Origin of the sequence: Curtobacterium sp. MCBD17_023, from assembly GCF_003224415.1 — a bacterium.
GTDB lineage: Bacteria > Actinomycetota > Actinomycetes > Actinomycetales > Microbacteriaceae > Curtobacterium.
Genome location: NZ_QKLJ01000003.1, coordinates 143584 through 156236, shown reverse-complemented (window position 1 = coordinate 156236; position 12653 = coordinate 143584). Strand labels below are relative to the sequence as shown.

The following is a 12653-nucleotide window of genomic DNA, read 5'->3' as shown; positions in this document are numbered from 1 at the left end:
CAGGGCGCTCAGACCAGCAGCTGGTGCTTCGCCAGGTCGCGGTAGAGCGGGGTGCTCTGCACCAGCTCGGAGTGCGTGCCGATGCCGACGACGCGGCCGTGCTCGAGCACGACGATGACGTCGGAGTCCACGACGGTCGACAACCGGTGCGCGATGACGAGCAGCGTCCGGTCCTCGGCCACCGCGTCGATCGCCAGCCGCATCTTCTGCTCGTTCACCCCGTCGAGCGAGGACGTCGACTCGTCGAGCAGCAGGATCGGGGGAGCGGCGAGGAGCGCCCGGGCGATCGCGAGCCGCTGGCGTTCACCGCCGGAGAGCATCACACCGTCCTCGCCGACCTGCGCGTCGAGTCCGCGCGGGTCGCGGTGGAGCACGTCGCCGAGGTTGACCGCCTCGAGCACCCGGACGCACTCGGACTCCGGGGCGTCCGGCGAGCCGAGCAGCAGGTTCGCGCGGATGGTGCCGGCGAGCACCGGGGCGTCCTGTTCGACGTAGCCGATCTGGGCACGGAGCTCGGCCCGGTCGAGGCCGCGGACGTCGAGCCCGCCCAGGCGGATGACGCCCTCGGTGGGGTCGTAGAAGCGCTCGATGAGGGCCAGGGTCGTGGACTTCCCGGCGCCCGACGGTCCGACGAGGGCGACCCGGGTGCCACGAGGCACGCTGAACGACACGTCGTGCAGGACGGCCTGTTCGCCGGCGCCGGCGGTGGGAGCGGGGGCACTGACGTCCCCCGACCCGACCGCGCCGTCCGCCCCCACGGCGTCCGGTGTCGCGGCGTAGCGGAACGTGACGTGCTCGAAGGTGATGGCGTCGTCGGTCGCGACCGCGGCGGCGGGGTGGACGGCAGCGTCGTCCTGGTCCTCGGTCGGCAGGTGGAGGATCTCCTCGATGCGTCCGAGCGCGCCGAGGGCCTGCGCCACGGCGACGACCGCGCCGAGCGCCTGCCCGAGCGGCATGATCATCATGAAGAGCAGCAGGATGAACGTGATGAGGGTGGCGATCGTGATCGTCCCCGCCGCCACCTGCGCGCCGCCGATGCCGAGCACCGCGATGAACGCGACCTGCATGACGATGCTCGCGACCGGGACGACGAAGGCGGACATGCGCGCGATGACGAGCCCACGGCGGTAGGCCTCGGTCGCGTGTGCGTCGACCTCGCTGACCTCGCGGGCGGTGGCCCCGGCGGCGCGGATGGTCCGGACGGCGCCGATGCCCCGCTCGACCGCCGCCGTGAGGTCGCCGACCTTCTCCTGCGCGGCCTTCGAGGCGACCCGGATGCGTCGGCTGAGGCCGCCGACGACGACGACCGCGACGATGACGATCACGACGACCACGACGAGCAGCAGCGGGTCGATGACGGCCATCGCGACGACCGCGCCGATGAAGGTGAGGGCACCGCCGATCGACTCGATGAGGCCCTGGGTCAGGACGGCGCGGAGGAGCGTGGTGTCGCTGCCGACGCGGGACACCAGGTCGCCGGTGCGGCGGACGTCGAACTCCGAGATCGGCAGGTTGAGGATGCGGGCGATGAGCTTCCGCCGTGTCGACAGCACGACGCCCTCTCCGGCGCGCTGGAGCAGGAAGTGCTGCACACCGTTCAGGACGCCGGCGACGAGCACGAGGACGACGAGCGCCCACACGAGCGTCGACATGCCGGTGCCCTGCTGGACCGCCGTGACGACCTGGTTGACGAGCAGCGGCTGGGCGAGGGACGCCGCGGCACCGAGGATGCTCAGCACGATGATGACGACCATCGCCGGCTTGTTCTCGAACAGGTAGGACAGCAGGCGGCCGAAGGTGGCACGGGGCCCGTCGGTCGGCTTCGGGCGTGCGAACGGGTTGCTCATCGTGCGTCGATTCTCTCACCGCTGCACCGACAGACGGACGGGAGGCTGTCCCCGGTCCGGTGGGCAGCCTCCCGTCCGATCAGGCCGCGGTCAGCGCGCCTCGCGTCCGGCCGCGACGGCCTGCCGCGCCTCGGCCTCGTCGAGGTCGGTACCGCGCGTCTCGCGGACGAGCAGGAGCGCGACCAGGGTGACGACCGCCGCGATCGTCAGGTACAGGCCGACCAGGAAGATGTCCCCGTCCGGCTTCCACAGCGCGACGGCGATCGTCGGGGCCAGGGACGCCCCGAGGATCGACGCGAGGTTGTAGGCGAGCGCGGAGCCGGTGTAGCGGACGTTCGTCGGGAACAGCTCCGGCAGCAGGGCGCCCATCGGCCCGAAGGTCAGTCCCATCAGCGACAGCCCGACGATGAGGAACGTGACGACCGTGATCGGGCCCTGCGACGCGGCGAACCACAGCTGGAAGGTCAGCCCGAAGAGCGCGATGCCGATCGTGGTCGGGATGAGCGTGCGACGACGTCCGAACTTGTCCGCGAGGATCCCGGCGACCGGCGTGAAGATCCCGAAGAACACGACGCCGATCATGAGGAGGGTGAGGAACTCACCGCGCGTGTACCCGAGGCCCACCTTCGGGACCATCGAGGTCGCGGTGGTGCCGTACGCCAGCGTGAAGGTCGTCATGAAGTAGAAGAGCACGTACGTGGCGACCATGCCGAAGGTGCCGACGACGACGGCCTTCCACGAGGTGCGGAACACCCGGGCGAGCGGGACCTTCGCGACCGAGCCGGTCTCCTGCACGCCGCGGAAGGCGGGCGACTCGACGAGCCGGAACCGCACGTAGAGGCCGATGAGCACGAGCACGGCGGACAGCAGGAACGGGATGCGCCATCCCCAGGCCTGGAAGTCGGCGTTCGGGGTGCCGTCCGCACCGGCCGGCATGGCGGCGTTGATCGCGATGAACAGACCGTTCGCCAGGAGGAACCCGATCGGGGCGCCGAGCTGCGGCATCGAGCCGAACACCCCGCGCTTGCCCTGCGGCGCGTTCTCGGTCGCGAGGAGCGCGGCGCCGGACCACTCGCCGCCGAGGCCGACGCCCTGCGCGAAGCGCATCACGGCGAGGAGCACGGGCGCCCAGATGCCGATCGTGTCGAAGGTCGGCAGGCAGCCGATGAGGAACGTCGCCGTCCCCATCACGAGCAGCGAGGCGACGAGGGTGGTCTTCCGGCCGATGCGGTCCCCGAAGTGGCCGAAGAGGACGGAGCCGACCGGGCGGGCGAAGAACGCCAGCGCGAAGGTGACGAAGGAGGACAGCTGCGACGCGGTCGGGTCCTCGTTCGGGAAGAAGAGCGTCGGGAACACGAGGACCGCGGCCGTCGCGTAGACGTAGAAGTCGTAGAACTCGATGGAGGTGCCGACGAGGCTCGCGATGACGACGCGCGAGCGCGGGTTCGTCTTCGGGGCGGGCGTCGGGGTGGCCGGTGCGGCGGTCATGGGCGTGAGGGCACTTTCGCGGTGCGCGCGCTCGCGGGGGAGCGCAGCGTGGGGCCGGACTGCGGACGCCGACCGGTTCGCGCGGGGTGGCGCGGACACCGGGTCGGGTGCGTTCGGGGTGGTGGTCCCGCTCGTGACGGGGTCCTCAGTGTACGACGGATGTCGCCCACCTGCGAATCCGCCCGGAAGGAGCCGTCAGTTGGCCGCGCCGGTCGCGAGGTGGTCGGGGAGCGTGTGGCCCATCCGGTCGCGCTTCGTGTCGAGGTACCCGGCGTTCTGCGCGGAGACACCGACCACGAGGGGGACCAGGGCGTCCACCGCGATGCCGTGCTCGACGAGCTGCCGACGCTTCTCGGGGTTGTTCGTCAGCAGTCGCACGCGTGTGATGCCGAGGTCGGCGAGGATGCCGGCCGCGCCGCCGTACTCGCGGGAGTCGGCGGGGAGCCCGAGCGCGAGGTTGGCGTCGAGGGTGTCGAGCCCGTCCTCCTGCAGGCGGTACGCCTTGAGCTTGTTGATGAGCCCGATGCCGCGCCCCTCGTGCCCGCGCAGGTACACGACGACCCCGCCCTCGGCCGCGATCGTGTCGAGGGCCGCGTCGAGCTGCGGACCGCACTCGCACTTCAGCGACCCGAACGCCTCACCGGTCAGGCACTCGGAGTGCACCCGCACGAGCGCCCCGTCGGTCGGTGCCGACCCGTCCGGAGCGGTCGCGATGACGGCGACGTGCTCCGCGCTCGTCACGAGGTCCCGGTAGGCACGCATCTCGAACGTGCCGTGCGTGGTCGGGACCTTCGTGGCGACCTCGAACTGGACCGGGCTCCCGGGGGTGGCGGAGGTCAGTGCGTCGGTCATGGGGTGCTCCGGTCGGTGGGGGCCCCGTCGACCGCGTGACCGGACCGCTGGGGGACCGGACGGGCGCGGACCAGCAGATCGGGGCCGAGGCTGGACGTCGACAGTACACGCAACATCCGCGCTCCCTGGATGCTTCCCACCCCGATGTCGTCGAGTGCCACCCGGGGGCCGCCGAGCAGCACGGGGGCGAGGTAGACGAGCAGCTCGTCGGCGAGCCCGGCCGCGATGAACGCCGACGCGACGGTCGGCCCGCCCTCGACGAGCACGCTGTGCACCCCCTGCTCGCGGAGGGACCGGAGTGCGCCGTCCAGGTCGTGGCCGGGGATCGTGACGAGACCACGGGGGTGCCGGTGCAGGGCCGCGTCGGCAGGCAGCGGCCGGTCGCCGAGGACGACGGGCAGGGGCTGGTCGGCGAGGAACTCCCCGGCGTCGCCACGGGCGGTCAGGCTCGGGTCGTCCGCCAGCGCGGTCCCGGTGCCGACGAGAACGGCGTCGTGCGCGGCACGCTGCTCGTGCACGTGCTGCCGGGCGGCGGCACCGGTGATCCACCGGCTCGACCCGTCCGCCGCCGCAGCGCGGCCGTCGAGGCTGGAGGCCCACTTCACCGTCACCCAGGGTCGCCCGAGCCGGACCGAGAGCAGCCACCGCTCGAGGAACGCCTCGGCGTCGTCGGCGAGGACCCCCGACACGACGTCGACGCCGGCGGCACGGAGCCGGTCCGCCCCGCCGTTTGCCGCCGCCCCCGGGTCGTCGACGGCGTACACGACCCGGCCGACGCCGGCGTCGATGAGCGCGACCGAGCAGGGCCCGGTCCGGCCGGTGTGGTCGCACGGCTCCATGGTCACGACGGCGGTCGCACCGCGGAGCAGGGCCGGATCGACCTTCCGCATCGCGTCGACCTCGGCGTGCGCGGTACCGGCGCCCTTGTGCCAGCCCTCTGCCAGCACGTCACCCGCGGGGGAGAGGAGGACGGCGCCGACCCGGGCGTGGTCGCCGACGGCGGGGCCGCGGGCGGCGAGCTCGAGCGCCCGGCGCATGGCGCGGACCTCGACGTCGCGGACCCCGACGTCGCGGACCGGGGTCGTGTCGGGTGCGGAGTCGCTCACGGAGCGAGACTACCGGCGGGGCCCGTCATCGAGTCGGGCGGCCAGGGCAGGTCCGACGCCGGGGTGCCGTCCGCCCGACGGAGCCCCTTCCACGCGGCGGCGGGGGACCCGTCCCGGTTCGGGACGAGGGCGTCGCCGGTGCCGGTGTACGCGAAACCGGCGCGCCGGGCGACCGCGGCCGAGGCGGTGTTGCCGACGTAGCACTCCCAGTACACGTCGGGCGCGCCCCGGTCGAACGCGAACCCGACGACGAGCTCGACGGCGTCGTGCACGAGCCCGAGGCCCCGGGCGGACGGGTCGAGCCAGAACCCGAGGTCCCGCCGGGCGGTCCGGTAGCTGATCACCCCGTCGAGCCAGGTCGAACCGGGTCGACGGATCGCCCAGGTGTACTCACGGTCGGAGGCCCACCCCGGCCCGACCAGCGCGTCGACGAACGTCGTGGCGTCCTGCTGTCGGTAGGGCTGCGGGATCGTCGTCCAGCGCGCGATCTCCGGGTCCTGGCATGCCTGCGTGATCGCGGCCGCGTCGGTGCGGGTGGGGACGTCGAGCCGGACCCGCGCCGACTCGAGCGTGACGGGGAGCACGGGCGCTCAGCGGGCGCGCGGCACGAAGCCGATGGCGTCGTAGACGCGGGCGAGCGTGGCGTCCGCGATCGCCTCGGCGCGCTCGGCACCGACGGCCAGCAGGCGGTCCAGCTCGGCCGGGTCGTCGAGGAGTTCGAGGGTGCGGGCGCGCACCGGTTCGAGTTCGGCGACGACGGCGTCCGCCACCGCACCCTTGAGGTCGCCGTAGCCCTTGCCGGTGAACGACGTCTCGAGGTCGGTGACCGCGGTGCCGGTGAAGGCGGAGAGGATCGCGAGCAGGTTCGTCACGCCCGGCTTCGCCTGCCGGTCGGCACGGATCTCGCGCTCGGTGTCCGTCACGGCCGACCGGATCTTCTTGGCGGTCCGCTTCGGGTCGTCGAGCAGGCGGACGAGGCCGTTGTCGGACGCGGCCGACTTGCTCATCTTGCTGGTCGGGTCCTGCAGGTCGTAGATGCGAGCGGTCTCGGAACCGATCCGGGCCTCCGGGACGACGAACGTGTCGCCGAAGCGCGAGTTGAAGCGCTGGGCCAGGTCGCGCGTCAGTTCGACGTGCTGGCGCTGGTCGTCGCCGACCGGGACGACCGCCGTGTCGTAGAGCAGGATGTCCGACGCCATCAGGATCGGGTACGTGAACAGGCCGACCGAGGCGGCTTCCGCACCCTGGCGCGCCGACTTGTCCTTGAACTGGGTCATCCGGCTCGCCTCGCCGAAGCCCGTCAGGGTGTTCAGCACCCAGGCGAGCTCGGCGTGCGCGGGGACGTGCGACTGCACGAACAGCGTCGACTTCGACGGGTCGATGCCCGAGGCGATGTACTGCGCCGCGGTCGCCCGGGTGCTCGCCCGCAGTCCCGCGGGGTCCTGCGGGGAGGTGATCGCGTGCATGTCGACCACGCAGTAGATGGCGTCGTGGTCGTCCTGCAGGTCGCGCCACTGCATGAGGGCGCCGATGTAGTTGCCGAGGTGGAGCGAACCGGCCGAGGGCTGGATGCCGGAGAAGATGCGCGTGCTGGTCATGCGGAGAGTCCTGGTGCTGGGGAGCGAGCGGGGGATCAGAGGTCGTAGTCGACGACCACGGGGGCGTGGTCGGACCATCGCTGGTCGTACGCGGCGGCGCGGTCCACGGCGTACGAGGTCACGGTCGCGGCGAGCTCGGGCGTCGCGACCTGGTAGTCGATGCGCCACCCGGAGTCGTTGTCGAACGCCTGACCGCGCCAGGACCACCACGTGTACGGGCCGTCGACGTCGCCGGCCTGGGCGCGACCGACGTCGACCCAGCCGAGACCCGGACCGGTGGAGCCGTCCGCCCCCTCGACCTGCTCGCCCTCGGCTCCGAAGAACCGGCTGAAGTAGGCGCGCTCGCGCGGCAGGAAGCCGGCGCGCTTGACGTTGCCCTTCCAGTTCTTGATGTCCCGCTGGTCGTGGCCGACGTTCAGGTCACCGACCACCACGGCGAGCGGGTTGTGCGCGCGGAGCGCGGGCAGGCGCTCGGTCATGGCGTCGAGGAACTTCCACTTCTCGACCTGCTTCGGGGTGTCGACCTCGCCCGAGTGCACGTAGGTCGACACGACGGTGACGGTGCGGCCACCGATCTCGTAGTCGGCCTCGAGCCAGCGGCCGGCGGAGTCGAAGTCCTCCGCCCCGAGCTCGACCCGGTGCAGGTGGGCCCGGTGCCGCGAGGCGATGGCGACGCCGGCGCGGCCCTTGGCGGTGGCGGGGTCGTGCACGACGTCCCACTCGTCGCCGAGCAGGCCGGTCAGGTCCTCGGTCGAGGCGCGCACCTCCTGCAGGGCGAGCACGTCGACGTCGCGCTCGGCGAGCCAGTCGCCCATGCCCTTCCGGAACGCGGCACGGATGCCGTTGACGTTGACGGTCGCGAGGCGCAGGCGTGTCATGCACCAACCCTACCGGCGCGCCCCGACGCCCCGGACGTGACCGCGGGAGGGGCGACCGGACGACGGACGGGAGGCCCGTCACCAGCTGGTGACGGGCCTCCCGTCTGCACGGCGACCGTGTGGTCGCGCGGACGCCGGACGCGCGTCAGGCCGCGTCGTGGTCCGTCTGCAGGAAGTCGACGAGGCTGTCCGCGGTGGTCTCGGCGTCGTCGCCGGACACGGTCAGCACGACCTCGTCGCCGTTCTCCACACCGAGGCCGAGCAGGCCGAGGATGCTGCCGGCGTTGGCCGACTTCTCACCCTTGGCGATCGTGACCTGGTGGCCGGACGCGGTGACGTTCTGGACGAACAACGAGGCGGGGCGGGCGTGCAGGCCGGACGCGCTCGCGACGGTGACGGTGCGGGTGGCTTCGGACATCGATGGACTCCTGTCGATGGGTGGTGCGCTCATGCTAGCGAGCGCCTGGCGGGTGGTTCCCGGGTCTCGTGGACGCGGGCGGCCGACGTGCGGGGACGGTCAGTCGCGCCCGGGCCAGAAGACCTCGGTGCCGGCGGCCTCGACCTCGCGGACGAGGTCCAGGTTGACGCCGGGGTCGGTGATGATCGTGTCGATCGCGGCGAGCGGGGCGACCCGACCGAACTCCTCACGGCCGAACTTCGTGTGGTCGGCGAGCAGGATGCTCCGGCGGGCGGACTTGATCATGGCGCTCTTCACGGCCGCCTCGGCCATGTTGTGCGTCGTCAGGCCGCGCTCGGGCGTGATGCCGTTGATGCTGACGAACGCGACGTCGACGCTCACCATGCCGATGAGCTGGTGCGTCCACGTGCCGACGCCTGCGAGCGAGTCGCTGCGGATGTTGCCACCGAGCAGGTGCAGGTCGATGCCGGGCCGGTTCGCGACGGCCATCGCGACGGGGAGCGAGTGCGTGACGACGGTGAGGCCGCGGTCGGTCGGCAGCAGCTCGGCGAGGCAGATCGTCGACGTGCCGGCGTCGATCATCACCGACCCGTTCTCGGGCAGCTCCTCGAGCGCGGCCTCGGCGATGACCATCTTCTCCGTCTGGTTGATGCCGCCGCGGTCACCGACGCCCGGGTGCAGGGTGACCCGCTCGACGGGGATCGCACCGCCGTGGGCACGCCGGACGAGCCCGCGGCGCTCCAGGCTCGTCAGGTCGCGTCGGATGGTCTCCGGCGTGACGGCGAGCAGTTCGGCGAGGTCCTTCACGTCGACCCGGCCGTGCGCGCGCGCCTGTTCGACGATGCGCTGGTGGCGTTCTGGTGCGTACATCGGTGCCTCGTCGGATCGGAACGGACAAGCTCGGGCACGATCGCCGCGAGTGACCCGCGGCCGGACGTCCCGGCAGACGCAAACGGGCATCTGTTTCTGCATTTTTATCCCCGGATGTGTTTGTTTGTCAACGCGGGGCGATGTATGGTGCTGCAAGGCCGTCCGGATGCAGCACGCCCCGGATGCAGCACCGCCCCCGAACCGCCCACCGCTGCTGCGCGTGAGATGAAGGAGTCTCCCCATGTCCGATCTGCTCGGAACCGGCGTCGGTCGCGGCGTTGCCCACGGCCCGGTGCTCCGGATGGCGGACCCGCTGGGAGAGCCGTCGACCACCCCGCTCGAGGGCTCGGCCGAGGACGCGAAGCAGGCGGTGCACGCCGCGCTCGCCGCGGTCGCCGAGGACCTCACGAAGCGCGGCCAGCTCGCAGGCGGCGACGCCCAGGCCGTGCTCGAGGCGCAGGCGCTCATGGCGCAGGACCCGACCCTCCTCGACGACGTGCACGCGCGCATCGACGGCGGCACGAACGCCGAGCGTGCCGTGTACGAGGCGTTCGCGCAGTTCCGCGACCTGCTCGTCGGCATGGGCGGCTACATGGGGGAGCGCGCGGCCGACCTCGACGACGTCGCCCAGCGCATCGTCGCGAAGCTCCGCGGCGTCCCGGCCCCCGGCGTCCCCGAGTCGGACGCCCCGTTCGTGCTCGTCGCCCGCGACCTCGCACCGGCCGACACCGCGCTCCTCGACCTCGACAAGGTCCTCGCCCTCGTCACCCGTGACGGCGGCCCGACCTCGCACACCGCGATCCTCGCCCGCGCCAAGGGCATCACGGCCGTCGTCGGCGTGAGCGGTGCCGACGACCTGGTCGAGGGGCAGCAGGTCGTCGTCGACGCCGTCGCCGGCACCGTCGTAACCGACCCCTCCGCCGAACTCGTCGCCGACGTCGAGCAGCGCATCGCCGACCGGCGCGCCGCCGCCGCCGCACCGCTCACCGCGGGCGCGCTCGCCGACGGGCACGTCGTCCCGCTGCTGGCGAACCTCGGCAGCCCCGCCGACGCGCAGGCCGCGGTGGACCTCGGCGCCGAGGGCGTCGGACTGTTCCGCACCGAGTTCCTGTTCCTCGACGCCCCGACGGCCCCGACGGTGGAGTCGCAGCAGAAGTCGTACGAGCAGCTGCTCGCCGCGTTCCCCGGCAAGAAGGTCGTGGTCCGCGCGCTCGACGCCGGTGCCGACAAGCCGCTCCCGTTCCTCACCGACAAGGACGAGGAGAACCCGGCGCTCGGTCGTCGTGGCCTCCGCGCCCTGCGGAACCAGGAGCAGGTCCTCCGCGACCAGCTCACCGCGCTCGCCCGGGCCGACGCCGCGACCGAGGCCGACCTCTGGGTGATGGCCCCGATGGTCGCCGACGCCGAGGAGACCGAGTACTTCGTCGGGCTCGCCCGCGAACTCGGCATCCGCACCGCCGGCGTGATGGCCGAGGTGCCGTCGCTCGCGCTGATGGCCGAGCAGGTGTTCCGCTCCGCCGACTTCGTGTCGATCGGCACGAACGACCTGACGCAGTACACGATGGCCGCCGACCGGATGCTCGGCACCGTCGCGAGCTACCAGGACCCGTGGCACCCCGCCGTCCTGCGCCTCGTCGCGCAGCTCGGTGCGGCCGGTGCCGACGCCGGCAAGGCGGTCGGCATCTGCGGTGAGGCGGCAGCCGACCCGCTGCTCGCCGTCGTCCTCGTCGGACTCGGCGCCACCACCCTCTCCATGACCCCCGCGGCCCTCGCCGACGTGCGTGCCGAACTCGGCCAGCACACCCTCGACGAGGCCCGCGAGATGGCGACGGCAGCACTCGCCGCGAGCACGGCAGCGACCGCCCGGTCCGCCGCCGCAGCCGCGGTGCACGCCGCCTGACCCGCCCCCTCCCGCACCACTCCCGATCCCTGCAGCAGCACACACACAGAGAGTCAACGCACATGACAACGTCGTCCGTTGCAGCGCCAGACACCCGCGACAAGTCGCGGGGTGGCGCTCGCGTCGCCGTCCAGAAGTTCGGCACGTTCCTGTCCGGCATGGTGATGCCCAACATCGCGATCTTCATCGCGTGGGGCCTCATCACCGCGTTCTTCATCGAGACCGGCTGGACGCCCGTCGGCGTCCTCGGCGGCTTCGGCGAGACGGACGGCGTGGCCAACATCGGCCTCGTCGGCCCGATCCTGACCTACCTCATCCCGCTCGCGATCGCCTTCCAGGGCGGCCGGATGGTCTACGACACCCGCGGCGCGGTCGTCGGTTCGATCATGGCCATGGGCGTCATCATCGGCGCCAACGGCACGATCATGATCCTCGGCGCGATGATCTGCGGCCCGCTCGGCGCCTGGCTCATCAAGCAGATCGACAAGATCTGGGACGGCAAGATCAAGCCCGGCTTCGAGATGCTCGTGAACAACTACGCGGCCGGCATCCTCGGCTTCGTGCTCGCGCTGATCGGGTTCTTCTGGCTCGCCCCGCTGTTCAAGCTCATCGCCGAGGGCCTCGGCGCCGCGGTGAAGTTCCTCGTCGACAGCTCGCTGCTGCCGCTCGCCAGCGTCATCATCGAGCCGGCCAAGGTCTTCTTCCTCAACAACGCGATCAACCACGGCGTGCTCGACCAGCTCGGTGCGCAGCAGGTCCAGGACTCCGGCAAGTCGATCCTGTTCCTCCTCGAGGCGAACCCCGGCCCCGGTCTCGGCATCCTCCTCGCCTTCACCTTCTTCGGTGTCGGCATCGCCCGCTCGACCGCTCCCGGTGCGATCCTCATCCAGTTCTTCGGTGGCATCCACGAGATCTACTTCCCGTACGTGCTGCAGAAGCCGATCCTGTTCGTCGCCGTCATCCTCGGTGGCGCGACCGGTGTCGCCACGAACGTCGCCTTCCAGTCCGGCCTCGTCGCCCCGGCGTCCCCCGGTTCGATCATCGCGGTCCTCACCGCGACGGCGAAGGACAGCTACGTCGGCGTCATCCTCTCGGTGGTCCTGTCGGCGGCCGTGTCCTTCGCGGTGGCCTCGTTCTTCCTCCTCGCCAGCCGCAAGCGTGACCTCGCTGCGGGCAACGCCGGCGACATGAGCGCCGCCATGGCGAAGCTCCAGCAGAACAAGGGCCGCGACGTCAACGCCGCGACCTCGGGCCTGCTCGGCGACAACTCCCCGGCCAACGAGGAAGAGGCCCAGGCCTCGCTCGGCGGCGTCGGTTCCGCCAGCACCGCCACGGCGACGCGCGTCGAGAACGTCGTCTTCGCCTGCGACGCCGGCATGGGCTCGAGCGCCATGGGTGCGAGTGTCCTGCGGAACAAGATCAAGAAGGCTGGTATCGAGGGTGTGACGGTCGTCAACAAGGCGATCGCGAACCTCTCGGGTGACGAGGACCTCATCATCACCCAGGAGGAGCTCACGGACCGCGCGAAGCAGAAGAACCCGAACGCCCAGCACGTCTCGGTCGGCAACTTCATGAACGCTCCGCAGTACGACCAGGTCGTCGACCAGCTCAAGAACCAGTAAGACAAGAGCACGATGGGAGAGGGGACGGGCGACCGTCCCCTCTTCCGCCGTCACCCACGAACAAGGAGACCCCG

General features: G+C 71.8%; 10 protein-coding genes and 1 pseudogene. 2 read left to right on the top strand and 9 right to left on the bottom strand.

Going from position 1 to position 12653, the window contains the following annotated elements; all coding sequences use genetic code 11:
• Nucleotides 1-8: 8 nt before the first annotated feature.
• The 9 genes and pseudogenes from DEI84_RS05475 to DEI84_RS05435 form a co-directional block, all read right to left on the bottom strand.
• The gene (locus tag DEI84_RS05475) at nucleotides 9-1847 is read right to left on the bottom strand and encodes an ABC transporter ATP-binding protein (RefSeq protein ID WP_110889983.1); all 1839 of its coding nucleotides are present in this window, start codon (nucleotides 1845-1847) and stop codon (nucleotides 9-11) included.
• A 90-nt stretch (nucleotides 1848-1937) separates the two neighbouring features.
• Nucleotides 1938-3335: an MFS transporter gene (locus DEI84_RS05470; protein ID WP_110889982.1), complete on the bottom strand. Its 1398-nt coding sequence runs from the start codon at nucleotides 3333-3335 to the stop codon at nucleotides 1938-1940.
• 195 nt (nucleotides 3336-3530) lie between these two features.
• A pseudogene (gene ribA / locus DEI84_RS05465) lies at nucleotides 3531-4154 on the bottom strand (GTP cyclohydrolase II); the annotation flags it as partial.
• Nucleotides 4155-4183: 29 nt separating this feature from the next.
• Entirely contained in the window at nucleotides 4184-5224 is a 1041-nt protein-coding gene (ribD, locus tag DEI84_RS05460) for a bifunctional diaminohydroxyphosphoribosylaminopyrimidine deaminase/5-amino-6-(5-phosphoribosylamino)uracil reductase RibD (RefSeq protein ID WP_110890178.1), read from the bottom strand.
• 65 nt (nucleotides 5225-5289) lie between these two features.
• The gene (locus DEI84_RS05455; protein WP_110889981.1) at nucleotides 5290-5877 is read right to left on the bottom strand and encodes a GNAT family N-acetyltransferase; all 588 of its coding nucleotides are present in this window, start codon (nucleotides 5875-5877) and stop codon (nucleotides 5290-5292) included.
• Nucleotides 5878-5883: 6 nt separating this feature from the next.
• Nucleotides 5884-6891, bottom strand: coding sequence for a tryptophan--tRNA ligase (gene trpS, locus DEI84_RS05450; protein WP_110889980.1), 1008 nt, complete (start codon nucleotides 6889-6891; stop codon nucleotides 5884-5886).
• A 35-nt stretch (nucleotides 6892-6926) separates the two neighbouring features.
• A complete protein-coding gene (locus DEI84_RS05445) occupies nucleotides 6927-7769 on the bottom strand; it encodes an exodeoxyribonuclease III (protein ID WP_110889979.1) in 843 nt (280 codons plus the stop codon).
• Nucleotides 7770-7914: 145 nt separating this feature from the next.
• The gene (locus DEI84_RS05440; protein ID WP_110824570.1) at nucleotides 7915-8187 is read right to left on the bottom strand and encodes an HPr family phosphocarrier protein; all 273 of its coding nucleotides are present in this window, start codon (nucleotides 8185-8187) and stop codon (nucleotides 7915-7917) included.
• Nucleotides 8188-8286: 99 nt separating this feature from the next.
• Complete coding sequence (locus DEI84_RS05435) at nucleotides 8287-9057, bottom strand: DeoR/GlpR family DNA-binding transcription regulator (RefSeq protein ID WP_110824569.1); 771 nt, start codon at nucleotides 9055-9057, stop codon at nucleotides 8287-8289.
• A gap of 241 nt (nucleotides 9058-9298) precedes the next feature.
• Between DEI84_RS05435 and ptsP the strand changes: the two genes are divergently transcribed.
• Nucleotides 9299-10957, top strand: a complete 1659-nt coding sequence (ptsP, locus tag DEI84_RS05430; RefSeq protein ID WP_110824568.1) for a phosphoenolpyruvate--protein phosphotransferase — start codon at nucleotides 9299-9301, stop codon at nucleotides 10955-10957.
• A gap of 62 nt (nucleotides 10958-11019) precedes the next feature.
• On the top strand, nucleotides 11020-12579 hold the full coding sequence (locus tag DEI84_RS05425; protein ID WP_181419564.1) for a PTS mannitol transporter subunit IICB: 1560 nt from the start codon (nucleotides 11020-11022) through the stop codon (nucleotides 12577-12579).
• Nucleotides 12580-12653 lie beyond the last annotated feature (74 nt).